The organism is Sphingobacteriales bacterium (assembly GCA_016706405.1).
Lineage (GTDB): Bacteria > Bacteroidota > Bacteroidia > Chitinophagales > UBA2359 > BJ6.
Genome location: JADJJT010000001.1, coordinates 884,511 through 910,868 on the forward strand (window position 1 = coordinate 884,511; position 26,358 = coordinate 910,868).

A 26,358-nucleotide genomic window follows, 5' to 3' on the forward strand; every position below is an offset into this window, starting at 1 on the left:
GCTTGCCACCACTCTCGTTTTGTATATCAACTCAAAACAGCCTATCTTTGCCTAAATTTTAAAACCATGCCTTTAGAAGTTAGCCAATTAACCAAAATTTATGGCCAACAACGCGCCGTTGATAATCTTAATTTTGAGGTAGCGAAAGGCGAAATTGTTGGCTTTTTAGGGCCAAATGGCGCCGGAAAAAGTACAACCATGAAAATACTTACCTGCTATATACCTCCTACAGCAGGGCAAGCAACGGTTTGTGGCTACAATGTTTTAACGCAGCCTTTAGAGGCAAAGCGCCAAATTGGCTATCTGCCCGAACAAAACCCACTTTACCTCGATATGTACGTGCACGAATACCTGCATTTTGTAGGGCATTTGCATAAAATACCCGCTCGCGACCTGCCTGCCCGCGTGCGCGAAATGGTAGCCATAACCGGCTTGGAGCGCGAACAAAAAAAGAAAATAGGCGCTTTATCGAAAGGCTATAAACAACGGGTAGGATTGGCACAAGCCATGTTGCACAACCCACAAGTACTTATTCTCGACGAGCCGACATCGGGTTTAGACCCTAATCAATTAGTCGAAATTCGTGGTTTAATTAAGCAGTTGGGGGCCGAAAAAACAGTTTTGCTTTCTTCGCACATTTTACAAGAGGTAGCAGCGCTTTGTACCCGTGTAATTATAATTAATAAAGGGCAGTTAGTGGCAAACGATACCCCCGACAATTTACAAAACCAGGCACAAGGGCAAAGTGTAGTTTTAGCCGAGTTTGACCAACCTATAACTCTGCCTTTGCTGCAAACAATACCAAACGTACAAAAGGTTGAGGCATTAGATGGCGCAGGCAACCGCTATTATTTATATGCCGCCAATAATACCGATTTGCGCCCCGATATATTTAAACTTGCGGTAACCCAACAACGCATTTTACTAACCCTACACCGCGAGACCAGCACCTTAGAAGATATTTTTAGGCAACTTACAACAGCGAAATAAGCTTGCTTTGCCCTGTTTTTATCAGATTTTTGCTTTGACTGCCTTTGCCAAGCTCATTAAATTAATAGGTTACTGTAACAAACTCGCACCCATCCATCAATGAATACTACCCTTTTGTGGCAATTGGCATTTTGGTTTTCTGGCGGCTGCCTATGTTGGACGTATTTAGGATATCCGGTTTTTATAAAATGGTTGGCACAAGGGCGCATTAACAACCCCTTAAAAAATAATAATACAAAACCATGTAATTCAGAAAATACCGATTTGTGCTTAGATGTTGTTGTAATTATGGCGGCTTACAACGAAGAGAAAGTATTAGAGGCTAAGTTGGACAGTATTTTTAACACCCAATATCCGGATGAAAAATTGACCGTTTGGGTCGCCAGCGATTGCTCAACAGACGGCACAAATACCATCGTAAAAGTTTGGCAACAACAACATCCGGAAGCTAAATTGTTTTTATATGAAGCACCACAGCGTAGCGGCAAAATAAATTTAGTAAACACGGTGGTTAGTCAATTGTCGGCGCAAGCCAAAGATGATTCTGCTTTTACCAATACTATTTTATTACTTACCGATGCCAATGTACTGTTTACACCCGCAACCATCAACGAGTTAATAATACATTTTGCAAATCCGGAGGTGGGTATGGTTGGCGCTAATATAATAAACCATCAAGTTGCCAAAAGCGGCATTTCGTACCAAGAGAAATGGTATATTCAGCGCGAGAACCAAATTAAATACCACGAAAGTCTTTGGGGTGGGTGTATGATAGGCGCATTTGGCGGTTGTTTTGCCCTTAGGGCATCGTTATATACACCCGTGCCTTCGCATTTTAGGGTAGATGACTTATTTTTAACCTTGCAAATATTTGAGCAAAATAAAAAAGCCTTATTTGAGCCGGCTGCCATCTGTTACGAAGATTTACCCCAAAATATGCCCGAAGAACTTAGACGAAAACGGCGTATTGCATCCGGAAATTTTCAAAATCTGGCAAAATTTGCTCGCTTAATTTTGCCTGCTTACAAAAAGGTGGCAATCTGTTTTTTGTCGCATAAAGTATTGCGTTGGATTGGCCCTTTTTTTCTGATTATAGCTTGGGCTGCTTCACTATTTTTGTACCAGCACCATCTTTTTTATAAAATGGCATTTTGGTTGCAAACAATAGGCTTTGGTTTTCCGTTTATAGAATTACTGTTGCAACGTTTTGAAACCTCGAACAAATTTGTGCGATTTATTGCGTATTTTTACCAAGCCAATTTAGCATTGTTGCTTGGATTTTTTCAATATTTAAAAGGAGTTAAAACCAGTGTTTGGAAACCCACAGAACGAACCCTTTAAGCTTGACCCTATACAAGATGCCATTGCTGCCATTAAACGCGGCGAAGTAATTATTGTTGTGGACGACGAAGACCGCGAAAACGAAGGCGATTTTATTGCCGCTGCCGAGCATATTACCCCCGAAATTATTAATTTTATGGCCACACATGGCCGAGGGCTAATATGTGCGCCAATAATTGAAAGCCGCTGCGACGAGTTGGGCCTTGAATTAATGGTAAGGGCCAACACCTCGAGCCACGAAACACCATTTACCGTATCGGTTGACTTGGTGGGGCACGGCTGCACTACGGGCATTTCGGCACACGACAGGGCTAAAACTATTAAAGCCCTGATTGACCCAACAATTAAACCGGAAGAATTAGGAAAGCCAGGGCATATTTTTCCGTTGCGAGCCAAAGCTGGCGGCGTTTTGCGCCGTGCAGGGCATACTGAGGCCACAATTGACCTTGCCCGCATGGCCGGACTACAACCCGCCGGCGCACTTTGCGAAATTATGAACCCCGATGGAACAATGGCAAGGCTTCCGGAATTAATGGCAGTTGCCAAGCAGTTTAATCTTAAAATTATATCTATTAAAGATTTAATTGCCCATCGGCTGCAAAGCGAACGATTAATTAAAGAGGAAGTAACCGTAAACATGCCCACCAAATGGGGAAATTTCAACTTACATGCTTATACCGAAGTACATACTGGTAACCTGCATTTAGCCCTAACCAAAGGCCATTGGACGGAAAATGAACCGGTATTAGTGCGTGTTCATTCAAGCTGTTTAACCGGAGATGTTATGCATTCGCTTCGCTGCGATTGCGGCGAACAACTGCACTTGGCTATGCAGCGAGTGGAGCAAGAAGGTAAAGGTGTAATTTTATACATGAATCAAGAGGGGCGGGGCATAGGTTTGCTAAATAAATTGTATGCCTATAAATTACAAGAAGATGGGCAAGATACTGTTGATGCTAACCTTAGTCTTGGCTTTGCTAAAGACCAACGAGATTATGGTATTGGCGCACAAATTTTACGCGATTTACATGTCAGCAAAATTCGACTAATGAGCAATAACCCCAAAAAACGCATCGGTTTGTTTGGCTATGGTCTTGAAATTGTCGAAAATGTAGAAATTGAAGTACCCCCTAACGAACATAACTTGCATTATTTACGCACCAAACGCGATAAGCTTGGTCACGAAATATTAGGCGGGTAATTTTATAGGCGTCATATATTGTAATATTTGTAATGCAATCTATATTTGGTGTTTGGTTGTTCCTTGTAAATCAATTTATATTGATTTTAAGAAATAATTATGTTATCTTTGAAGCCAGATGAAATATTTGCTGCAAAATAAAATAGTTTTTAGGCCATTAATTGTGTTTTGGCAACTATTGGCAAACACTATTAACCAATATACACAAGACAGGGTAACAAGGCTCGGCGCATCTATATCATTTTATACTATTTTGTCGTTGCCGCCAATAGTAATGTTGGGTTTTACCGTATTGCGTTACTTTTTTGGCCATAATGCAGTTGACCAGGTTGAAACGCATATTAACGAACAATTAGTCGAGTTTATAGGCCAAAATCAGGCAAATGTAATTACACAACTTGCACATCATACCAGCTTGCGTAAAAGTTCGTGGGCCTTGACTATTATTGCCATAGTAAGTACAATATTTAGCGCGCAAGGGGTTTTTTCGGAATTGCAAGACGCACTGAATACCATTTGGCGGGTGAGGGTACGCAATAACACTAAACATGTGGTCATAAAATACCTGAAAACAAGGCTTAAATCGCTAATTATGATTAGCTGTATTGGGGCCTTAGTGTTGTTGGGTTTAATAGCAAGTACAATATTGCGTCTGGTTGGCGAAAACTTAAGTATGCATTTTAGCACCGATATTATTCAATGGGTAAAGATTGGGAACTTTTTCATATCATACGTTTCGATGATATTTATTTTTGCCGCCGTATTTAAATTGATACCCGATGTTAACTTAAAATGGAGAAATATTTGGCTTGGGGCAATTATTACAACTATTTTATTTGGCCTCGGACGGTATTTTATTATTTTATATTTGAGTAAAAGCGAATTAGATGGTGCTTATGGCGTAGCCGGCTCATTAGTTATATTAATTTTATGGGTTTTTTATTCGGCGCAAATTATGTTTCTGGGTGCCGAATTTGTAAAGGTTTACCATGAGTTTAAAAATATAGAAGTACGGCCAAAACGATACGCCATGCGGGTTTACGAATTGGAGCGCCAACTTATTGATGATAATGATACCGATGATATAATTACCGAATTTGAAGGCAATTATAATGATGATTCAGACAACAACCAAGCAGCAGGAAAAGACAAAACCGAAAAAAAACCGGATGATATTTTTAACACAGTTGATTTATAAACTTCACTCCGGAATTTTTAACACAACTAATTTTCAATTTGTACCAAACGTACTGAAAATTTTGCCTAATTTGGCACCCACTTATGGAGTTAAACGAAGCCAAAAGCAAATTTATTAATACATGGGGCATGTTAGGCTCGCAATGGGGCATTAACCGAACCATGTCGCAAATATATGCGCTATTACTAATAACACCCGGCGCAATTAGTGCCGATGATATTATGGAGCAGTTAAGTATATCGCGCGGAAACGCCAATATGAACCTGCGGGCGCTGTTAGATTGGGGGCTTATTTATAAAGAACTTCGCCCAGGAGAACGCCGCGAGTTTTTTTTAGCTGATAAAGATATTTGGAAGGCTGCTAAAACTATTATGGAGCAACGCAAAAAGCGCGAACTTGAGCCTGTGATTAAAGTTTTAACCGAACTTAGTCAGGAGGTGTCGGGCGAGCCTAAAGAAGTGGCTGAATTTAAAACAGTGATTAACGATTTAAACAAATTTTCTATGTATGCCGATAATTTGTTGCAAACGATGATGATGGCTGACAGAAACTGGATGTTTAACTCGTTTTTTAAAAACTTTTTTGGTAAATAATCTTGTTTTATCCGGATTTTGTTTCGTTGGCTCTATAGGCATCAAAATAAGCGCAAAATATCTAAAAGGCAACGATAACTAAACATGTCTTACTTTTAATATAAATATAAATGATAGCCGTTACCAACTTAAAAAAAGCTTTTGAAAGCAAACCCGTTTTAAAAGGCATAGATACCGTCTTTGAAAAAGGCCGCACCAACTTAATTATTGGCAAGTCGGGCTCGGGTAAATCGGTATTTATGAAATGTTTGGTGGGCTTGCTGCAACCCGATAGCGGCCAAATTTTATACGATGGTATTGATTTTATTGCACTACCGCGCGCCGAGAGAAAAAAAATCAGACAAAAAATAGGCATGTTATTTCAAGGCTCGGCACTTTTTGACTCAATGACCGTTGAGGAAAATGTACTCTTTCCGCTTAATATGTTTTCGAAAATGAGTTATAAAGACAAATTAAAACGTGTTAATTTTTGCTTAGAGCGTGTGAATTTAGTTGATGCCAACAAAAAATATCCGGGCGAAATTAGCGGTGGTATGATGAAAAGGGTGGGCATAGCACGCGCTATTGTTTTAAATCCACATTACCTATTTTGCGATGAGCCAAACTCAGGCCTTGACCCCCAAACTGCCTTGCTTATTGACGAGTTGCTGAGCGATATAACAAAAGAGTTTCAAATGACCACCATAATTAATACCCACGACATGAACTCGGTAATGGGGATAGGTGAAAAAATTGTGTTTTTACACCAAGGCTACAAAGAGTGGGAGGGTAATAGCCAGCAAGTACTTCAAAGCGACAATGAAAAATTGAATGATTTTATTTTTGCCTCCGACTTTTTAAAAGCACTGCGCAAAGGTGCAGCTAATACTCCAACAAATTAAATAAATACGTTTATTGTTTTCTGCCTTAAAATAAATATACATTTTAATAATGTTAACGGCCTTTATAATTATACTTGCCCATTTTGTAGCCGATTTTTTACTGCAAACAGATAAGATGGCTCTTAACAAAAGTAAAAGCAATTACTGGCTAACTATGCACGTATTAGCCTATACTGCCGGAATGGCTCTTTTTACTGTTTACATGGTGGTTTTTGAGGCACAAAATTGGTTATTGGCAGCCAAGTGGTTGGGCATAAATGCCTGCTTGCATTGGCTTACCGACTTTAATACCTCGAGGCTTACCAGTATTTTGTGGCAACGTGGGCAAAGACATTGGTTTTTTGTTGCCATCGGCTTCGACCAAGTGGTGCATTATGCTTGCTTAATGGGCACCTATGCTTGGTTGACAACATAAATTAAACTTTATTTTTTTGCGCTTGCTTTAATTTATCCGGATATCCATTCTTCAACTAATTGGGTTACACCTATCGTTGCAGGTGCATTTATAACGGTTACACGCTTTTGTAAATTATAAGGCAAGTCAACATATTTGGGATCAACTAAAAAAATAGGGGCATTTTTAGGGGCATAATGCAATAATCCGGCGGCAGGGTAAACTTGTAACGACGAGCCAACTACCAAAATTTTAGTAGCGGCCTCCACCAACACAATTGCTTCGGCAATTTTAGGAACATCCTCGCCAAACCAAACAATATTTGGCCTAAGTTGTGCCCCTTGTTGGCATAAGCTGCCTATAAAAATAGGTTCGGCATCAATATCGTACACTAAATTGGGGTTTGCTGTGCTGCGCACCTCTCGCAATTTGCCGTGTAAATGCAATACGTTTGCCGAGCCGGCGCGCTCGTGCAAATCATCAACGTTTTGGGTAATAATATTTACGTTAAAATGTTTAGCCAAATTAGCCAAGGCAATATGCGCAGCGTTAGGTTGCGCTTTGGCAGCCTCGGCGCGGCGCCAATTGTAAAAATCAAGTACTAATTTTGGATTTCGGTTAAAAGCCTCAATAGTTGCTACATCTTCAATATCATAGTTGTTCCATAATCCGTCCGAGTCGCGGAAAGTAGCCAAACCACTTTCGGCGCTAATACCCGCGCCTGTTAAAACAACAATTTTATCTTTATCGTTTTTCATGCTGTTTATTTTAAAAATACTGCTTAGAGCTTGTAAAATACAAGCCTAATGTTTTTACATCTGTTTGTAGGCTTCTTTAATATCGGGGTCGGTTTCGTTGGCAACAACGCTATTCAGCGCCTTTTTTAAGGCATTAGCCCATTCAGCGGAAGCAGTATTTTGGCTAAAATGGCTATAAAGACTTTGTAAACTTTGCCCGGCAGCATAACGCATCCACGGGCTACTGTTTTGTGTTCCTATTTTTTGCAATAACGGCAGGGCATTGGTTAGGGGGTTAATATTATTGCGAATTATAAAATCAATATAATTATTAAACCAAGTTGTTGATAAATAAGTACGACCAAGCAAATTAACAAAATAAGTTTCTTTTTCGGGCTTAGCGTGTTCGGCATAAATTTCGGCAATTAAAGTACTATTGGCTTCGGTTGTATCGGTTTCTAATTGGCTGGCTACTTGGCAGGCTTTGGCGGCATTGACCAAAGCTAAATAGCGTAACCCTGTTTGCGAAACAGTGTTCGAGCGGCTTGTACTAGCTTTTTCAAAAAGGCTTTCATACGAGGCTGCCCGTTCGGTATCCATTAATTTATTTAAGGCAGCTGCTCTAACATTGGGTGTGGGGTCGTTGGCAGCTATTTGGGCAATTTTATCTAAGCGCGCTTGGATATAATTATTATTTTTTCCTTCGTTTTCTATCTCCGGATTCAAATTGTCGGTAAGTGTCAGCGCATCTATTGCCGCTATCCGGATTGCCCAGTGCGGGTCGTTTAAGGCTTCTTCAATATAAGAAATTAGCTCAGGTTGTGTATATTGTAAATTAATTATCTCTAATAATGCTTGGAAGCGGTCGGCAAAAAGCGGGGCATTTTTCCACTGAAAAGCCCATTGTTCGGGTGTTTTTTCTTCGTTTAAGGTGCATAGCAAGGCGTTCTCGGCATCGAAATTAATTAATAAAGGTTTTCCATTATAAGCAAACTCGCTTTGGCGTTGGGTAATCCAAACACTGTCGCGCTTAATTTTGTTAGGTGCAGTATAAACGTCTATATAAACAGGAAAAATAAAAGGTTTTCCGGATTGCGTTTGACTAACTGTTAGTATAGTTTGATTATTTGCTTCGTCGTAACGATTAGTGAGGCTAATTTCCGGATGCCCCTTGCCTAAAAACCATTGGTCAAAAAACCAATTCAAATCTTGCCCTGTTACTTTTTCGAATGCCAAGCGCAAATTATGAATTTCAACAGATTGGTAGGCGTTTTCTTTTAGGTAGGTATTGAGGCCAGAGAAAAAGGCGGTATCGCCTAAATACTTCCGGAGCATGTGTAAAACACAACCTCCTTTTTGGTACGAGTGGGCATCGAACATTTCTTCGCGGTCTTTGTGGTAATACCGAATTAAATGCTTTGATTCCGTGCTGTTGTCTATTAAATAAGCAGTAAGATCTAACATCCGGCGGTAGTCGGCTTCATCTCGGCCATAGGCGTGCTCGAACCATAAATATTCGCCGTAAGTGGCAAAGGCTTCGTTAAGGGGTAGGTTAGCCCACGACTCGCAAGTAACCAAATCGCCAAACCAATGATGGAATAGTTCGTGGGCAATAATGTCTTCGCTGTTTTCGTCTAATAGTTCGCGGTCAGATTTAAGCATGGCATCGTAAAATAGCACACATCCGGTATTCTCCATTGCCCCTGCTACAAAATTACGAACTACAACCTGATGGTATTTATCCCATGGGTAAGGGTAGTTTAATAAATTCGAGTAAAATTCAATCATTTTTGGAGTAGCCCCAAAAATGTCTTTTGCGTAAGGCCCGTACGGTTTTTCGACGTAATAGTTTACAGGTATATTGCGCCATTGGTCTTTAGTTTCAGAAAACTCGCCCACAGCAAAGGCAAACAAATAAGGGGCGTGCGGAAGGTCTTGTTTCCAATAGTCGGTGCGGGTGCCGTTTGGGTTGGGGGTGCTGCTTATTTTTTTGCCGTTCGATATAGTAGTATATTTGTCGGCTACGGTTAGCAACAGTTCTTGGGTGCAGCGTTGGTTGGGTTTGTCAATGGTCGGAAACCAAGCAGACGATGACTCGGTTTCGCCTTGCGTCCATATTTGTGTTGGAAGTGTGGGTGTTTTGCCATCGGGATTTATAAAATACAAACCCTGGTTGTCGTAATTATAATAAGCAGTTTCTTCGGCTAATTTTTCCGGAAAAGCTTTGTATTCGATATAAACGGTTATTGGTTCGTTGCGTTTATAGGTTTTGTTTAGTTTAATATGCAGGGCTAATTTGTTAGGATAGGTGTAAGCGAGGGGTAAATTTTTTCCGGATGACTGAACTAATTCAACTTTGGCAATTTCAAACCATTTAGCATCTAAAACTAACGAGTCTTGCGGATAAAACCAAGGAGATAGTGTAATTGTCGCTTTTCCGGCTAAACTGCGGGTAGGTAGCTGTGGCTCGGCTTCTATTTTTATGTGTTGCAAATCGAACAATCTATTGGCTTCGGGTTGGTAAGGCGCCGTATTGGTGCTATCGTGCCCGGCTTGGGCTGTACCTTCGTTTATATAGGCATCGGTTGGCCACACCTCAATTTCGGGCAGGGCAACATCAACAGTATCAAACCCGAAGGGTTTAAGGGCAGTACTGGCCGGTTTACGGGTTGTTTGTATGGCAGTACAGCTAATTAAAGAAAATAAATATAAAAAACTTAACAACAATACTTGGTTAAGGCGCGTATTCGTAAAAAACATGGATAAAAATTTAATAAGTTTACAACAAAGATAAGGTGTTTTTGCCACATGCCTTGACTTACCAAAGATGCTTATTACCTTCAAAGCAAAAATAGTACTAAGTCAAATTATTGGGCATTGTGAAGCCTTAATTGCCGCAATAAAGCGGCAAAATCTTTTGGCAGTGGCGCATCAAAATTCATTTCTTCGAGGGTTTGGGGGTGCTGCAACAGCAAATTAAAAGCGTGTAAGGTTACGCGCTGCATGAGGGGTTGCTCTGTTTCTTGAAACTTACCTACTTTATATTTGCGTTTAATTTGCGACAGGTAAAACGCATCTCGTTTGCCATAAATAGGGTCAACAGCGGGCGGGTGACCTATTGCCAGCATGTGCACTCTAATTTGGTGCATCCGGCCTGTTTTTATATTGCACTGCACTAAGGTAAATTGGGCAAAACTTTCTTCAACGCGCCACAATGTCAGCGAGGGCTTTCCTTCTTGCATGTCAATGCGCATAGTGCCTCGTTTGGCCATATTTTCGCCAATAGGCAAATCAATTACGCCCTCAGGTTCGGCAAACTGCCCGTCAACTAATACTAAATAATTTTTTTCGACGCTGCGCTGGTTAAACTGCCTCGACAAATGTAGGTGCGCTTCGGTAGTACGGGCAAAACACATAATACCCGATGTTTCGCGGTCTAAACGGTGCACTACATATATTTTGCCATATAGCGCCTGAAGCCAGTCGCGCATATTGGGCAAACTGGCGTTATACCTGTCGGGCAACGACAACATATTAGCTGGCTTGTTTACAAGGAGCAAATGCTCGTCGGCAAAAATAATTTCGGGCTGAATGGTTTTTGACATTAGATTAAGGCTAAAATAACTTGCTGCCGGCAAAGTTACGGTTTCTGTTTTCGTATCCGGATATTTAAAAAACCAGCTGCCTACTAATTTATAACTATAAACCTTTATTTTTGCGGCGCTATCTATCTTTTTATCTGTTAAACACCTAATTTTTTGGGCCTGCCAAATAAACTCCCTTGCTATCTATGCCATTACCCAACAATTTTGATTTATTGCCCTACGAGCAGGCTATTTTACGCGACACCGAATTTTTATTAACCAAACAATTAGTGCTGCAAAAAGCGGTTTTGCTTATGGGTCAGGTAGCGGCTCAATTGCAAGAAACAGGCTATCCGGCAACTTTTTTATTTCCGGATGGTTGCGATTTTCGAAAAGGTAAAATATCGCGCGGCGAGCATTACGAAGGGCTGCCTTATGTGGTGCTCGATTTGCCTCGTTTGTTTAACCGGCAGCATATTTTTGTTTTCCGAACCATGCTTTTATGGGGCAATTCGTTTGTTTTTACCTTGCATGTAAGCGGGCAATACGCACAGCAGTACGCACCCAGCATCGTGCAAAATTGGCAACAATTACAACAAATGGGGCTGCATGTAAATACTACAAATAACCAGTGGCAACACCTGCTGAACCGAAATTATTACCAAGCCATAGAGCAAACAGCACCCGATGCTTTTTTAAAAACAGCAAAAAACAATGGATTTTTTAAACTTTGCTGCGCAATGCCTTTGGCGCAATGGAGTAATTTACCCGATGCTGCCGCCAAAACCTGCCGCATTTTATTAAAAGCCCTATAAATTTTGTTCTTTCCAACAAAAAAACCTACCTTAACGCGCCAAACAAACAAACAAACAAAAAAAGACACCTCAATTTTGTAATAAATTTTATTAGTTAATAAATTTAATTAATATTAATTATGATTCAACAAATAATATTCACCTTATTAGTTATTGCCGCTTTTTACATAGCCGGTAAACGGTTTATAGCTATTTACCAAAGTATTAAATTGGGGAAACCCGAAGATTTAAGCGACCATAAAAATATCCGGATGAAAAATATGCTGCTAATGGCATTGGGGCAAAAAAAAATGTTCCGGAATTTATTGCCTGCGGTTTTTCACTTATTTATTTATGTGGCATTTATTATTACTCAAATTGAGTTAATTGAAATATTTATTGACGGATTTACAGGTATTCATCGCTTTTTTTGGAATATAATACCTTTGGGCAGTTTTTATACCTTTGTTATTAGTTTTATTGAGGTTTTGTCGGCCTTGGCTTTTGTGGCAACTATTGTTTTTTTGACTCGCCGAAATATTATTAAACTGCCTCGCTTTAATCATCCGGATTTAAAAGGATTTCCATTCCGCGATGCAAATATTATTCTAAGCCTTGAAATGCTGCTAATTGTAGGCATTTTTACCATGAACACCGCCGACATGGTGTTGCATAACGCCGAGTATGGCTTTTGGGTAAGTAAACAATTAATGCCACTTTTTGAAGGATTAAGCCCGGCTACCCTACATTTTTTAGAGCGGCTTGGCTGGTGGGGGCACGTAATTGCCGTTTTTGGATTTTTGTGCTATTTGCCGTTTTCAAAACATTTGCATATATTTTTGGCATTTCCCAACGCTTGGTATGGCCCAATTGATGCCGGAACATATAAAGGCCAAATGCGCAATATGCCGCATATAACCCACGAAATTAAATTAATGCTCAACCCACAGCTTGCTGCCAATGAACCTGCCCCTACTGCGCAAGGCTTTGGCGCAAAAGATGTAAGCGACTTAACCCAAAAAAGTTTATTAGATGCCTTTAGTTGTACCGAGTGTGGCCGGTGCACCGCCGCCTGCCCTGCTAATACAACGGGTAAATTATTGTCGCCGCGCAAAATAATGATGGCAACACGCGACCGCTTAGAACATATTAGCCAACAACGCCGGCAACAAGGCGCAAACTACCAACCCGACGGCAAAAGTTTGTTACACGACTACATAACCCCCGAAGAAGTTAGGGCTTGCACCACTTGTAACGCCTGCGTCGAAGAGTGCCCCGTAGGCATTAACCCCTTAAATATTATTACCGAATTGCGCCGTTACCTTATTTTAGAAGAATCGAACTCGCCCGAAGAATGGAACTTAATGTTCACCAATACCGAAACCAGCGGCGCAGTATGGAAAATGCCCGCCGACCAGCGCACTAAATGGGCAGATGAATTAGCAGGCTGATTAAATAAAGTAAGATGTTTTATTGATAAACAATATTGTATTGACTTTGGGTATTATCGCCCAACGTAACTTGCAATTTTAATTCAAAATTGGAGGGAATGTGAGGAGCTTGTATTCCGGATGCCCAAGACAACGAGTTAGCAGTAAAAACCCTAATTTCATCAACCAACGAATGGGCTAAAAATGCTTGCTGCAAACTTGCCCCGCCCTCTACAAAAACCGATATAATTTTTTGTTGCCTGCAATAAGGAACAATAGCCTCAAATCCCCCTTGCACCACTTGAACTTGTTTAAAAGCTGCAAATTTTTCAGGGTATAAGGTAAATATAACAGTAGGCTGCCCATCGCTTAACAAGTGTAATTGTGGGTAAGCCGCCAAACTACCCGATGGATTTAACACCATTCGCAAAGGATTTTTGCCCGTCCAAAGCCGTGCGGTAAGTTTGGGATTATCGGCCAAAACGGTTGTTGCCCCCACCAAAATTGCCTGCTCCTGCGTGCGCCATTGGTGTGTTATTAATTGAGTTAAAAAATTGCTAATTTGTTGCCTGTTTTTATTAGTGGGTGCGTAATAACCATTAGCAGTTTGTGCCCATTTTAATATGATGTAAGGGCGGTTTTGTTCGTTAAACGTAAAAAAACGTCGGTTTAACCAGCGACTTTCGGCTTCACAAACACCCGTTATCACTTCAATATCATGTTGTTGAAGCAAGGCAATTCCTTTGCCATTAACATCTTTAAATGAGTCTTGGCAGCCAACCACCACTCGCTTAACCCCCATGTTTACAATTAATTCGGCACAAGGTGGCGTTTTGCCGTAATGTGCGCAGGGCTCAAGATTAACGTAAAGGGTACTTTCTTTAATTAAGTGCTTATATTTGGGCAATACATTATTAAAGGCGTTTACTTCGGCGTGGGCGTGGTTATAATTTTTGTGCCAGCCCTCGGCAATAATTTGGTTGTTATGTGTTAAAACAGCTCCCACCATGGGGTTGGGGGCTACATAGCCTTGCCCACGTTGGGCTAATAACAGGCATCGGTTTAGGTAGGTTTCCACAAACAAAAAAGCAAAGCGAGTATATTAGTTTCAACTTATTTAGTTAAGCAGATGTTTTTCAAAAAACAACATAATGGCGGTTGTCATATAATCGCTATTTTCTTTTTTTGGAAACCGTGTCCTTCGTCGCGGGCTAATAAATACCAAACTTCGTTGCCTTGGCTGCGTACTTTTTCAACAATTTGTTCGGCTTCAGAGGCGGGCACGCGAGGGTCGTTTGCGCCCTGTATCACAAACAGCGGTTTGTGTATTTGGTGGGCGTTGTTTAGGGGCGAAATTTTTTCTAAAAAAGCTCGCATTTGAGGGTCGCGTTCGTCTCCGTATTCTACACGGCGCAGGTCTTTGCGGTAATCGGCGGTATTAGTTAAAAAGGTAACAAAGTTTGAGATACCTACCACATCAATACCACAGCGCAAACGGCTGCTATAATGGCATAAACTGGCTAATACCATGTAGCCACCATACGAGCCGCCATAAACAGCTACGCGGTTTACATCTAATTCGGGCTGGGTTTCAATCCAGTCGAGCAAGGCGCCAATATCGCGCACCGAGTCTTCGCGAAGGTAGCCGTTATCGAGGGTTAAATACGATTTGCCATACCCCGACGAGCCACGTATATTAGGTGCAATAACTACTATACCTAATTCATGCGTTAAGTAATTAATAAAAGTTGAAAAACTTGGGTGATGCTGCGATTCGGGGCCGCCATGAATAATAATTACAACGGGTAATGGGGTTTTGTGTGGTGCTTTAGCATCCGGATAGTAGCAAAACGCCGGAATCTGACGTTTTATACCGCTTCCGGATTTTGTTTCATCAAAAGTGTCGTAATGTATTAATTTGGGTTGGTTAAATTGCTTCGTGTTAAGGCCACCTACTTCGCTAAACGTCCAGCGCAATAAGTGTTTGGTGTCGAGGTTGTACTCATAAACATCTGTTGGGTTGGCACTGGTTCCTAAAGATATGGCCAACTTATGCTCAATTGGATGAAAACGCATATTGACAATTATGCCGATGGGCAGGTTTTCGACAGGGGTGTATTGTAAGGTGTTTGGGTTTAACAAATAGGCCTTGCTTATGCCGTCTTCGTTGGTTACAAATGCCATTTCTTGCCGGTTGTTGTGCCGGGTAAGGTATTGCACATCCCAGTTTATATCTTTGGTAACAAGCGTTAAGACTTGGGTTTTTAGGTTAAAGTGGCATAGTTGTAAAAACTCACTGTTGCAGTCGGTAATTACTAAAATATTTTCGCCGTCGGGCAGCCACGTAGCGCTGTGAAAAGCGGCGTGCTGGTATTGCGGAAACAGTGGCTGAAGGTTTTTACTTAAGGTGTCGTATAAAAAAAGTTTTGAGTTGGTAATGGCTTCGTATTTGACCAATAGCAGGTAGCGGTCATCCGGCGAAAAATCTAAAGGTAGCCACGAGCCTTCTACTTCAAGCAAAATGGTTGCTTGGTTTAGCTGGTCTAAATGGGTTAAATAGAGGTCAAAATCGCGTTTGTTTCGACGGGTACTGGCATAAACAAATTGGTTTCCGGCATTATTCCAAACTATTCGGCCATTAACCGACTCGCCGTCTGTAATAAGTTGGTGTTTGCTGGTGTTCCAGTCGTACCAATACAGTTGGCTGCGCTCATTTCCGCCAATATCTTTTACAAAAATAAAACCGTTATAGTTTGGATTAGGGCAAATGGTTGCGCCGCTAATGGGTTCTTTAAAAAAAGAAATTTGTTGCCTATCTCCTCCGGGGTGGTTAACGGTATGAAGCTGAAACGTATCGGCAAAACGAGTTAAAATTAACATGCCTTCGGTGTGCTGCAACCATCCGGAAAAAAAAGCCGAACGCACATTTTGGTATTGATTTAGGCGCTCACTAAGGGCAGTGGGTATTTCGGGAATTCCTTCGATAGATAAATTATCTAACTCGGTTCTATAAGATAGTTGTTGGTTCATCGGTTTTGCGTTTTGCTTAATATATTGCGTTTTATAGCAAATAGCATTACTATGTGTTTTGCTAAATTTAGCACAAAGGTAGCTATAATTAAAGCTAAATTTTAAGAAAAACTAATCCGCAGCCCGTTTATTCGGTTTTTAAACAATGTTAGAGTAAAAAATAAAATAAAAAATATCCGGATGGATTTACTGTCGGTAAATTGCCCATCCGGATTTTAAATATTTTTGCTGTTGCCTTTCAAATATTGGCAGTCAACAGGGGTGTATTAATGAAGTATTTGAAGTTTGCCTTCGGCGGTAAGGCCTTTTTTATTTGTAATTTTATATAAGTATATGCCTTGAGGCAAATTTTGGGTGTTAATAGTTTGCTGTTGGCTGGTTACTAACTGACGTAAAACCAAACGACCTTCGCTGTTAAAAATTTGCAAGTAAGCAGGCTGTTGCGGGGTTAGCATAGCATCGCTAATTTGTAAAATTGCCGTTTGATTGGCTGGATTTGGGCTTATGCGGGCTAATATCAACTCTTCAATGGCTATGCGGTCGTATCCGGATATAATATTTAGCGAGTCGCCAACCTCAAACCAGTCTAAACCAGCTTCTACCAATTCTTCGTTTGAAGTGGGGCAATACGCACTTAGGCTAAACTTCATGGTTGGCGTAATAGGAATATCAAGTTTTGTTAAATCAAAGCTAAACTGTTTCCAACCTTCAACACTCGATAATAAATCGGTTGGCAATAAATTAACTAAGGTATCGGTTTTGCTGCCATTGTTTATTAGCAAAGCTAAATTGCCGCCGGGATTATTGTTTAATTCTAAATTTACAAACCAAATATAGCAACTAAGGTAAGGTTTTTTGTATTGAGTAATATCAAATTCGGGCGAGGTTAAGTTTTCAAAACCACCTACTACAAAGTTTTCTAACTTGTTATTGCCGGTCATATAGCATTTATTGCCTTTGTCGTTGGCAACATCGCTGTCGGGGTTCATAAGGCCAAGCCCAAAATCACTACCTACGGGTATTTCGCGCACCCAACCACCATCTAAAAGACTAGTTCCGGATGGTTTCCAGCCATAATCAATATTAAAATAGTCGCGATAAACACCGTTTTCAATGGTAAATACAATTTCCGGATTAAAAAGGGCAACAGTATATGCTAAGTTTTCGCCTGATGTATAGCCCCATGCGCCATATTCAAAATTATAGATGCCCTGGTAAAATTCGGGTACTTTAAACTCACCTTTATCGTTAGTTTTTATTTCAAAATTGGCCAAATCGTTGCTGATGTTTACAATGGCGTTTGGCACTGGTTGATTAAATTGGTCAATTATTTTGCCATTTAGGGTAAAAGGAGTGAGGGGCAAGATTTCAACGTTTAAAGTGGTTGTTTTGCCATTTTCAAGGGCAATATCGTTTACGGTTAGCGTTTCGTAGCCAAATTTTTTAAATACGGCTGCGTAATTGCCGCTATTGGCGGCGCCGGTTGCAAAATTGCCATTAAAATTAGTAGTTGCAGTGCCGGGTGTTGTTAGCAATTCAATAGTTGCGCCTGCCACATTAGTACCTAAAAATTTTGCTTTGACGTTTCCACTTAAAGCAGCACCTAATTTTAAGTCAGGTTTTACAATATATAAACCCGTTTCCATGTCGGCAACCAATATATTTCCTGAAGGCAAATAAGGGTAAACGCCCCAGGCGCCTTTAAAGCCGCCACCTTCGGTGGGTGAGGTATCATAATGGGCAACTTCAATTAAATTTTTTGGGTCGCTGGCATCATGCACCACTACACCTTCGCTGTAATGCGAGGTTACAAGAAAATTGCCTTTTACAAATACGTTGTGCGGTATTGATTGGCTGCCGTCGGCGCGGTGTATGCGGTCGAGTTCTTTTACATCGCTAAGGTTGCTTACATCGTAGCTGGTAATCCATGCGCCGTCCACCTCGTCTGTGGTGAATAGTGTTTTGCTGTCGGGGCTAAGCCAGCAATTGTGGCTAAAATTATGAGGGGTATGCCATTCGGCTAAAATTTTTGGGTTTAGTTTGTCTTTTATGTCCACAACTTCAATATAGCCATCGTTTATTTGTGCTGCCCAAAGGGTGTCGTTGCGCACGTAGCCATCGTGTATGTAGCGGTGCTGGTGCATACCTATCAGAGTGGGGTTTTCGGGGTCGGCATTTAAGTCGAGCATAATGCAGCCGCCTACGTCAAAGGATGAGCCAAATAAATAACAAATGCCTTTTTCGTCTATAAAAATGGTATGCGATTTGGTAATATTGGCACCATCAATATTTTTAATGTATTTGTAGCTAATTTCGGGCAATTTACTTAGGTCTATAATTAGTAAACCCTCGCCGGCTTGGTCGTCAACTACATAAGCATAATTTTTAAAGGTTTTTATTTCGCGCCAAAACGAGTAAACACCATCAACATGGGCTATTTGAACGGGTGCGCTGGGTTGGCTAACATCTACAATTGAGGTTCCCCCCGCCTAACCCCCAAGGGGACACCCTTTTTTTTTGGGGGGCCCCCCCCCCCCCCCCCCACCCCCTTCGGCGGGGGGGGGGGGGGGGGGGGCTTAAAGGGGGAGGGGGGGGGTGGGGGGGGGGGTGGGGGGGGGTGGGGGGGGGGGGAGAGGGGGGGAAAAAAAAGGGGGGTTTTTTTAGGAAAAGGGGAGGGGGGGGGAAAATTATTTTTTTTTAATATTTGTTTTTATAAGATTAAGAGACTGTCTAAAAATTAAAAATTGCATGCCAAATTGATAGGAAAAAAGTTATTAAAAGAGATGTGAATAAAAAGCTATCAGTTTGACGTTTAAATAATAATTGAGCTTTATGAAAATCAACCAAAAAGTTCCACCGATAGTCAAAGGCATACAATGGCATTAGCGAAAAGAAAAAAAGAGAAACGCTGTTCTATTTGCTTAAAGCGGGATGGCGCATGCTGCCGTTCCATTTTCCGCCATGGAAGCTTGTTTTACTACTATTTTACCAAGTGGAAGAAGGATGGGACGATAGAACTCATCCATAAACTCAGGGATAAGCCAAAGCAGCAGGCAGGGCTTCATCGCCAAGTGTTGGTATAATTGATAGCCAGAGCGTAAAGACAACAAGCGTCGGGGGTGGCAGAGGGATTGACGGGGTAAAAAAGTTAAAGGCAGAAAGCGGCATATTATTGTAGATACAATGGGACTACTTTTAGCGGTTGTGGTTCATGCGGCAAATGAGCATGACAGTAAATCAGCCCCAATGGTTATAGCTGACCTCAGGCAGGTTTGCAGATTGGTAAAGATAGTAGCTGATGGCGGGATAGAGGCGAGTTAATTGAAAATACCGCAAAACGTTTGGGTGGGTGGTTGAGGTTGTAAGTAGATCGAATACAGCCTCGAAATTCAAGTATTGCCAAAAGATGGATTGTTGAAAGAACTTTGCATGGCTCGAAAGCTATCGAAGATTGAGTAAAGACTTTGAGTTCCAAACCGAAACGAGCAATGTCAACTTGCCATGATAAAATTGATGCTTAATAGAATTAGAAAATAAAATTTAGACAGGCTCTAAAAAGGTAGCGTCTAATTTTTATCCGGATTTTATATTTTCCGGAGAGAAAAATCAATAACCGTCAGTTAAAACAAGCAGTTAGTTGGCGGGCTGGGTCTCAAACTTTATATTTATCCGGATGATGGTTTGCCTGTCGTATTTATATGTAAAAGTAGGTGGTATTGTTACAGACTTTCGATTAAAAATGTTTAATTTGCAATTTTTAACGGTTGAGGTTACTGTTTATAGCTTTGGGGTTATTGTTTTTCTTTAATTAAGGCTTGTTTTAAGGCATAAAGCTGCGCATCTAAGCCGGTGGGATAGGGCGTGGGCACATTTGCAAAAAGTTCAATTTGTTGTTGGGCGTATTGTTTTATTTCGGTAAGTGCGGGGCGAGCATAACAACAATGCCCGTTGTTAAAAATTGACTGCAATAATTGTTGGGTATGGTGTGTGGTGGTTGTTAAATTAATTGGCTCGTTTTGGTATGATATGCCTTGTAATTGTGCTTTACCCATTAGTTCGTTGTAAAGCAAATCGCCTAAAGGTTGCCCCATCGCATCAAAAGCCCTTACCACGCCAATTTTTCCGGGGTTCGAGGTTTTAATAGGGTCTTCTGAAAGTTTAATTTTATAATCCCAGTTACCTGTTTTGGCATTTTGTATTGCCCCTAATTTATAGACACCACCCAAGGCGGGTTGGTCGTAGGCGGTAACTAAGCGCGTGCCAACCCCCCAAATGGCAATGGGGGCGCCGTTGGCTTTTAGGCGGGCTATTTCGTATTCGTCAAGGTCGTTGCTGGCTACAATTAGGGCATTGGTTAGGCCGGCGGCATCTAAGGCGGCGCGGGCGGCTATACTAAGCGAAGCCAAATCGCCACTGTCGAGCCTAATGCCAATCATTTCGAAGCCCCTTTCTTTTAACTGCAGCCCTACTTTGATGGCCTTTTGCACACCCTCGAGGGTATTATAGGTATCGACTAAAAAAACACAATTATTGGGCATGGCGGCGGCATATTGTTCAAAGGCTTCGAGTTCGGTATCAAAACTCATTACCCAACTATGGGCGTGTGTTCCGCGAACGGGGATGCCGAATAATTTTCCGGCCAAAACGTTAGAAGTTGCGTCGCATCCGCCAATAAAAGCAGCCCGGCTGGCGGCTAATGCGCCATCAACGCCTTGTGCCCGGCGAAGGCCAAACTCTAATACCGAGTTGCTTTGTGCGGCGAAGGCAACCCGAGCCGCTTTGGTAGCAATAAGACTCTGAAAATTGAGCAAGTTAAGCAGTGGAGTTTCTAACAGTTGGCAACTAAGTAAATCGGCTTCTATGCGCAACAAAGGTTGATGCGGGAAAACAACAGTACCCTCGGCAACACCCATAATATTGCCTTTAAACCGGTAGTCAGATAAAAAATGCAAAAAATCGGCGTCAAAAAGGGGTTGGTTATTGTTGCCGCGCAAGGTTTCTAAATAAGCTAAATCAGAGGGGGCAAACTGTAAATTTTGTATATAGTCAATGGCATAATCCAATCCGGCAGCTACGGTAAACGACCCTTTGAAGGGGTTTTTTCTAAAAAATAAATGAAATACCGCCTGTTTTTGATGCTGGTTGGCTTTAAAATAACCATACGACATGGTTAGTTGGTAAAGGTCGGTAAGTAGGGCAAGCGGGGTTTGGTAAATTGAAGACAGCATACTTGTATTGGTTATTTGGCTACAACCTGCCAATTCTAATTAAGGTAAAATTGCAACATTAGATATCACTGCATAAAATTAAAATTACGTGCAAATAGTTCCTGAATTAATTGTATTGATAAGCACTACAAAAAAAATAATTCCTTAAATTACTAACAGAAGTTGGAACCTTTTATATTTTCAAATTAGTTTAATCAAGTAGTCAAGTTTTATAAATATTTGAAGCTAATTAAAAAATTTAGGTTATTTTTAGTCTAAATAATTGCAATTGCTTTTAGAATTAGACCCGGTTTGCGCTATATATGGTAAATTTGCAGTAAATTTGCTATTGTTACGCGCACTAATTTATTTATTTATTATAGAAAATAATAAATGAATCTGCTTATTAACAGTTTTAGCTTGTTAGCTTGTTTTTAACATTTATTACTTATATTACTTAATTTGTTGCAGTATAAATATTTTTTTAAGCAATTGTGCTTTGCCTGTTTAAGGCTTCATAAATTAAAAATAAAACAATATATATATTATTATGAGCATTCGTATTTTAATGACGTTCGCAGTGTTGCTGGTGGCAATTACGCTTTTTAGCCTCCCCGCTGCTCAGGCATTACCTAAAATCAATGAAGAACCAGCCTCTTTAACTGTTGGTACTACAGACGGCACACCCATACCTGGGCAACAAGCCCCCGAAATTACCGTTGAAGGTATGAATGGCGACTTGCTAAAACTGTCGGCCTTGCGGGGCAATTATGTAATTATATACTTTTGGCGCCCTTTTGAACCCACTACTATGTTGGTAAGTATTTTTGACTTATACCGCAAACACAGCAGTAGTGGAAACTTAAGGCTGTTTACTATTGCCCTTCAAAGCGATAAAAATAAAGATTGGATACAAACCCTGGCTACTAACAATGCACCAGGCTCGCATCATGGTTTTGAAATAGTGCCATCTTCTAAAAATAGTGCTTATGCGCTTTTAGGCAGGCCGGGCTTAAATGCTATTACTTTAGTTGACCCCAATGGAAATTATTACAAAGTAAATGCAACCTTTGCCGAAATTGATAATGCCTTGCTAAATGCTTTTAGTGGCCAAAATATAGGGCAACCCATGGCAACTACCCAACCTGCAACTACCCCAGCTGCGCTATCAACCATTCCGGGTACACAAACGGTAAGCCCAATTGAAAACACCCCCGTTTCGTTTAACCCTACTGAAGCAACAAGCTCGCAATTTATCGAGATTACAAGTAAACCAACAGCAAGCCCCTCGGCAGCACCTACCGCTGCCCCCGCAAGTGCTAATAAAACCACTTACAAAATTCAATTGGCGGCAGTTAAAACTGTGAAAACCAGCAATTATACATCTTTAAGTAAAATTGGAGCAGTTACAACCATGCCCACACCAAATAATCAGGCACACAGAGTTTTTCTCGGAGAGTTCACCGAACAACAAAATGCCCGGATAGCCTTAGATGAGGTAAAGAAATCCGGATTTAAAGATGCATTTTTAGTGTATTTTGAAAATGGTGCTTATAAAGGAGCTGTTCCGGCCCCTGCTAACAGTGCAGCCGTAACTGTAACACCAGTAACCAAACCAGAAGCCACCCCTAATGTGGCACCTGAAGTTGCGCCAAATACTAATAACAAGGCTGATATTAAGCCAACTACCATGAATGTTAATACAAACAATAATAACAATGGTAATGACAGAATTGAGGTTGACAAAATAAATATACCTTCGAGCGTTGGATTATTACCGCCCCCACAATCGCCCCCACCAACATTTAATCCGGATATTATGTCCTTCCCGCCGGATGAAGCCTTTTCAAATCCAAGCCAACCAGTAACAACTAAACCCAGCACTTATGTTACCTTGCCTTCGTCACCTACGGGCAGCAGCCAAATAGGCGTACAGCCGGGTGTTACAACGCAACCAACAAGTGCCAATATTGTTATACCTCCAAGCTTGCGAGATACTGCTCCAACAATATTTAATGACAATACAGACGAAGATCAGGAGTCAGACCCCATTGGCGTAAATTATACCCCTCCAAAACGCGATGGCTTTGTTAATACTACTACTTCAGTTAACACAAACAGTGCCCCTGTTACTACAACAAGTCCTATTTCTACAGCCCCAACAACCACAACCACAACCCCAGCTACCACAACAACCACTACCACCACAAGTTCTGCCCAACAAAGCGGTATTCCAAGTTATCCAGCTCCTAACACCAATACTACCACAGCTACACAGCCTGTGGCAACAACAACAAATACTACCGCAAATACAAATAACACAACTGCCAGCACAGCCACCAACACAGCCACAAAGGGCAATACTTTAGGCACAAAACTACAAGAGGTTGCTGCTACCGCACCCACTACCGCGCCACCTGCTGTAACACCCGCTGCCAGCGATACTAAGCCCAACAATATTAATACTATTGGTTATGGCGAAATTAGCGATAAACAAATGGAAGAATATATGCGCAGCAATAGTAATATTTTGGAAAATACAAAATCAGATAGACTTAAGGCAAAAGACAAACGCAAAAAAAAGAAACGCAGTAAAAAATAAACTTAAATAGTATATGACATATAAAATCCGCACAATGAATATTGTTAAAAATAATTTGTTGTGCGGATTTGACTTTTAAATAAAAGCCCCAAGAGCCCCTAATGAGTGAATTTAATTTCTCCGGATGAGTTTTGGCTTCAGTTATGGCTTTTCTACCTAAAATGACGAATCATTTTATTAAAAAATATTAATTGTGGCAGCTTATAATATTAAAAGTATAACAATCTTTTTGTTTTGCCTTTTGGGGTGTGCAGCATCGGTTAGTTACGCACAAACCGTTTCTAACCCCCCTGCGCCAAATACTGCCCCCAATTCCAATTTTACCTGCCGGCATCTGCAGCACTATGTACAAACGAGTAAAATTGAGCAAGATAAACAACAACAGCAGCAGCAAAAAACTGTTGGTTACGATGTGTTTTATTGGACATTAAATTTACAGATAAATCCCAATGTGCGTTATATTTCCGGATATATTGCCACCCATTTTACGGTAACGGCAGTATCCGGATTAGATACTTTAATACTCGATTGCTCTAATGCTTTGCATATTGATTCGGTGCAATATCAAAATCAAAATATTGCCTTCGACCAGCCCGACTCGGTTACATTACGCCTGTTTTTTGCCAAAACCCTGCCACAAAAATCGCAGCAAGTTGTTACAATTTATTACGCGGGCACCCCTTTAGAGGGGCAGGGCTTTAGGTCGTTTGTGCAAGAAGAACACAAAGGCATTCCTATTATTTGGACCCTGTCTGAGCCGTATGGCGCGCGCGACTGGTGGCCTACCAAACAAGCCCTTAACGACAAAGCCGACTCGATAGACCTTTATGTTACCGCGCCAGCAACCTACCGCGTGGCGGGCAACGGTCTGCTACATGCCGAAACCTATTTGTACAATAATAATGCACTGCTAAAAACCACGCACTGGAAACACAAATACCCAATAGCTGCTTATTTGGTGGCATTTGCCATAACTAACTATACCTGGTTTGAAACGCCTGTTTTACTGCCAAACGGCGATACCTTGCCTGTGCTGCACTACGTTTACCCCGAATATTTACAAGATGCCCTAGTTGATGCCCAAGCTACAACTCCTTTAATGCAACTGTATTGCAATTTATTTGAAAACTACCCCTTTGCCAACGAAAAATACGGCCATGCACAGTTTAATTGGGGCGGCGGTATGGAGCACCAAACGATGAGTTTTATGACAAACCTTAATTTTGAACTTACCGCCCACGAACTGGCGCATCAGTGGTTTGGAAACAAAATTACTTGTGGCTCGTGGCCCGAAATTTGGCTTAACGAGGGGTTCGCAACTTTTTTAACCGGACTTAGCTATGAGCATCTCTTTGATGGCTATTGGTGGCCTGTTTGGAAAAACAATCAGGTAAAAGGGGTGCTTAAAGAGCCTGCCGGCTCGGTGTGGGCAACCGATACCCTCGATTTAAACCGACTTTTTAATGGCCGTTTAACTTATACAAAAGGCGGTATGCTGTTGCACAGTTTGCGCTGGCATATTGGCGATGAGGCACTGTTTACCGCCATCAAAAATTATTTAGCCGACCCAAACCTAGCTTATGGCTATGGCTCAACGGCAGCTTTTCAAAGCCATGCCGAGGCGGCCTGTGGGTGCTCGCTGGGGGCTTATTTTGACGACTGGTTTTGGGGGCGCGGCTACCCCATTTACACCGCTAACTGGTTTACAGCTGTCAATAACGATACGACCGTTATTTTGCAGTTATGGCAAACGCCCTCAGATACTACAATGGGCTTTTTTGAAGGCGACGTGCCGGTGGTTTTTAAAAATGGCGACCAAAAAAAATCTTTTCGATTACCTTTTGCTTACTCGGGGCAAAAATTTACCTTAACTATGCCATTTAAACCCGATACTGCCGCTTTTGACCCCGACTTGTGGTTAGCCGCCGAATGGAAATTGGCCGATTTAAGTGGATTTAACCCCAAACCATTTCCGGATAAATTAGCTTCATCAACCGCACATCTGCTAATAGATGACCAAGACTCCTATGAGGCAACCCTCGTTTTTCCGGAGGAATGGAATATAACCCAAGCAGCCTATCAAACTTGGATGCAAAAGAAAAAACTACAAATTTTTAACGCATTAGGGCAACCAGTTTTGTTTGAAATTACGGCGGAAGAAGACCAAAAAATAACAATTCGCTTGCCGAAAAATCAATTGCCGGGGATTTATTTTATCCGGATAGCAGCTTTAAACCTTCCGTATCCTAAACAAGCACAGGTATTGCCTTGGGTACTGCGGTAAACTTGTAACGGAGATAGTACGGCGCTGCTATAATTTGCATTGAACAACTGCACAAAATGCCGTATCTTTGCCCTTTACTTTTTACGATAAAA

17 protein-coding genes and 3 pseudogenes are annotated in these 26,358 nt (G+C 41.2%); 12 read left to right on the top strand and 8 right to left on the bottom strand.

Annotated features, from left to right (window positions below; all coding sequences use genetic code 11):
• Positions 1-66: 66 nt before the first annotated feature.
• From gldA to IPI59_03455, 7 genes are all read left to right on the top strand, one after another.
• Complete coding sequence (gene gldA, locus IPI59_03425; GenBank protein ID MBK7526609.1) at positions 67-990, top strand: gliding motility-associated ABC transporter ATP-binding subunit GldA; 924 nt, start codon at positions 67-69, stop codon at positions 988-990.
• A 99-nt stretch (positions 991-1,089) separates the two neighbouring features.
• The gene (locus IPI59_03430) at positions 1,090-2,331 is read left to right on the top strand and encodes a glycosyltransferase (protein MBK7526610.1); all 1,242 of its coding nucleotides are present in this window, start codon (positions 1,090-1,092) and stop codon (positions 2,329-2,331) included.
• Positions 2,300-3,532, top strand: a complete 1,233-nt coding sequence (locus IPI59_03435) for a bifunctional 3,4-dihydroxy-2-butanone-4-phosphate synthase/GTP cyclohydrolase II (protein MBK7526611.1) — start codon at positions 2,300-2,302, stop codon at positions 3,530-3,532. Before IPI59_03430 ends, IPI59_03435 begins: the two co-directional genes overlap by 32 nt.
• A gap of 118 nt (positions 3,533-3,650) precedes the next feature.
• The gene (locus IPI59_03440; GenBank protein ID MBK7526612.1) at positions 3,651-4,730 is read left to right on the top strand and encodes a YihY/virulence factor BrkB family protein; all 1,080 of its coding nucleotides are present in this window, start codon (positions 3,651-3,653) and stop codon (positions 4,728-4,730) included.
• An 83-nt stretch (positions 4,731-4,813) separates the two neighbouring features.
• Complete coding sequence (locus IPI59_03445) at positions 4,814-5,323, top strand: transcriptional regulator (GenBank protein MBK7526613.1); 510 nt, start codon at positions 4,814-4,816, stop codon at positions 5,321-5,323.
• A gap of 110 nt (positions 5,324-5,433) precedes the next feature.
• Positions 5,434-6,204: an ATP-binding cassette domain-containing protein gene (locus tag IPI59_03450; protein MBK7526614.1), complete on the top strand. Its 771-nt coding sequence runs from the start codon at positions 5,434-5,436 to the stop codon at positions 6,202-6,204.
• A gap of 49 nt (positions 6,205-6,253) precedes the next feature.
• A complete protein-coding gene (locus tag IPI59_03455; GenBank protein ID MBK7526615.1) occupies positions 6,254-6,619 on the top strand; it encodes a DUF3307 domain-containing protein in 366 nt (121 codons plus the stop codon).
• 32 nt (positions 6,620-6,651) lie between these two features.
• Here the strand turns inward: IPI59_03455 and IPI59_03460 are convergent, their stop codons facing one another.
• The 3 genes from IPI59_03460 to IPI59_03470 all read right to left on the bottom strand — a co-directional run bounded on the left by IPI59_03460 (position 6,652) and on the right by IPI59_03470 (position 10,940).
• Complete coding sequence (locus IPI59_03460; GenBank protein MBK7526616.1) at positions 6,652-7,356, bottom strand: NAD-dependent deacylase; 705 nt, start codon at positions 7,354-7,356, stop codon at positions 6,652-6,654.
• Between the two features lie 54 nt (positions 7,357-7,410).
• Positions 7,411-10,095 carry a M1 family metallopeptidase gene (locus tag IPI59_03465; GenBank protein MBK7526617.1) on the bottom strand — a complete coding sequence of 895 codons (2,685 nt, stop codon included), beginning with the start codon at positions 10,093-10,095 and terminating at the stop codon, positions 7,411-7,413.
• 107 nt (positions 10,096-10,202) lie between these two features.
• Positions 10,203-10,940 (bottom strand): RluA family pseudouridine synthase, encoded by a 738-nt coding sequence (locus IPI59_03470; GenBank protein ID MBK7526618.1) that lies wholly within the window; start codon positions 10,938-10,940, stop codon positions 10,203-10,205.
• Between the two features lie 185 nt (positions 10,941-11,125).
• On the opposite strand from IPI59_03470, the gene IPI59_03475 reads away from it, so the two are divergent.
• A complete protein-coding gene (locus IPI59_03475) occupies positions 11,126-11,734 on the top strand; it encodes a hypothetical protein (protein ID MBK7526619.1) in 609 nt (202 codons plus the stop codon).
• 119 nt (positions 11,735-11,853) lie between these two features.
• On the top strand, positions 11,854-13,164 hold the full coding sequence (locus IPI59_03480) for a (Fe-S)-binding protein (GenBank protein ID MBK7526620.1): 1,311 nt from the start codon (positions 11,854-11,856) through the stop codon (positions 13,162-13,164).
• A gap of 19 nt (positions 13,165-13,183) precedes the next feature.
• Here the strand turns inward: IPI59_03480 and ribD are convergent, their stop codons facing one another.
• The 4 genes and pseudogenes from ribD to IPI59_03500 all read right to left on the bottom strand — a co-directional run bounded on the left by ribD (position 13,184) and on the right by IPI59_03500 (position 18,802).
• Positions 13,184-14,221: a bifunctional diaminohydroxyphosphoribosylaminopyrimidine deaminase/5-amino-6-(5-phosphoribosylamino)uracil reductase RibD gene (ribD, locus tag IPI59_03485; GenBank protein ID MBK7526621.1), complete on the bottom strand. Its 1,038-nt coding sequence runs from the start codon at positions 14,219-14,221 to the stop codon at positions 13,184-13,186.
• Between the two features lie 39 nt (positions 14,222-14,260).
• Positions 14,261-16,173 (bottom strand): annotated as a pseudogene (locus tag IPI59_03490) (S9 family peptidase).
• Positions 16,174-16,439: 266 nt separating this feature from the next.
• Entirely contained in the window at positions 16,440-18,494 is a 2,055-nt protein-coding gene (locus IPI59_03495; GenBank protein ID MBK7526622.1) for a choice-of-anchor B family protein, read from the bottom strand.
• A 230-nt stretch (positions 18,495-18,724) separates the two neighbouring features.
• Positions 18,725-18,802, bottom strand: a pseudogene (locus IPI59_03500) (DUF2497 domain-containing protein).
• Between the two features lie 309 nt (positions 18,803-19,111).
• Here IPI59_03500 and IPI59_03505 point away from each other — a divergent pair.
• Positions 19,112-19,494: pseudogene (locus tag IPI59_03505) on the top strand (transposase).
• Between the two features lie 470 nt (positions 19,495-19,964).
• Here IPI59_03505 and IPI59_03510 read toward each other — a convergent pair.
• On the bottom strand, positions 19,965-21,401 hold the full coding sequence (locus IPI59_03510) for a nicotinate phosphoribosyltransferase (GenBank protein MBK7526623.1): 1,437 nt from the start codon (positions 21,399-21,401) through the stop codon (positions 19,965-19,967).
• Positions 21,402-21,930: 529 nt separating this feature from the next.
• Between IPI59_03510 and IPI59_03515 the strand changes: the two genes are divergently transcribed.
• Positions 21,931-23,982, top strand: coding sequence for a redoxin domain-containing protein (locus tag IPI59_03515; protein ID MBK7526624.1), 2,052 nt, complete (start codon positions 21,931-21,933; stop codon positions 23,980-23,982).
• Positions 23,983-24,223: 241 nt separating this feature from the next.
• Entirely contained in the window at positions 24,224-26,266 is a 2,043-nt protein-coding gene (locus IPI59_03520) for a peptidase M1 (GenBank protein MBK7526625.1), read from the top strand.
• Positions 26,267-26,358 lie beyond the last annotated feature (92 nt).

Excerpts from the sequence above, each read along its gene's own strand:
- gldA (MBK7526609.1), top strand. The coding sequence starts at position 67 with ATGCCTTTAGAAGTTAGCCAATTAACCAAAATTTATGGCCAACAACGC.
- IPI59_03430 (MBK7526610.1), top strand. The coding sequence starts at position 1,090 with ATGAATACTACCCTTTTGTGGCAATTGGCATTTTGGTTTTCTGGCGGC.
- IPI59_03440 (MBK7526612.1), top strand. The coding sequence starts at position 3,651 with ATGAAATATTTGCTGCAAAATAAAATAGTTTTTAGGCCATTAATTGTG.
- IPI59_03445 (MBK7526613.1), top strand. The coding sequence starts at position 4,814 with ATGGAGTTAAACGAAGCCAAAAGCAAATTTATTAATACATGGGGCATG.
- IPI59_03450 (MBK7526614.1), top strand. The coding sequence starts at position 5,434 with ATGATAGCCGTTACCAACTTAAAAAAAGCTTTTGAAAGCAAACCCGTT.
- IPI59_03455 (MBK7526615.1), top strand. The coding sequence starts at position 6,254 with ATGTTAACGGCCTTTATAATTATACTTGCCCATTTTGTAGCCGATTTT.
- IPI59_03460 (MBK7526616.1), bottom strand. The coding sequence starts at position 7,356 with ATGAAAAACGATAAAGATAAAATTGTTGTTTTAACAGGCGCGGGTATT.
- IPI59_03465 (MBK7526617.1), bottom strand. The coding sequence starts at position 10,095 with ATGTTTTTTACGAATACGCGCCTTAACCAAGTATTGTTGTTAAGTTTT.
- IPI59_03470 (MBK7526618.1), bottom strand. The coding sequence starts at position 10,940 with ATGTCAAAAACCATTCAGCCCGAAATTATTTTTGCCGACGAGCATTTG.
- IPI59_03475 (MBK7526619.1), top strand. The coding sequence starts at position 11,126 with ATGCCATTACCCAACAATTTTGATTTATTGCCCTACGAGCAGGCTATT.
- IPI59_03480 (MBK7526620.1), top strand. The coding sequence starts at position 11,854 with ATGATTCAACAAATAATATTCACCTTATTAGTTATTGCCGCTTTTTAC.
- IPI59_03510 (MBK7526623.1), bottom strand. The coding sequence starts at position 21,401 with ATGCTGTCTTCAATTTACCAAACCCCGCTTGCCCTACTTACCGACCTT.
- IPI59_03515 (MBK7526624.1), top strand. The coding sequence starts at position 21,931 with ATGAGCATTCGTATTTTAATGACGTTCGCAGTGTTGCTGGTGGCAATT.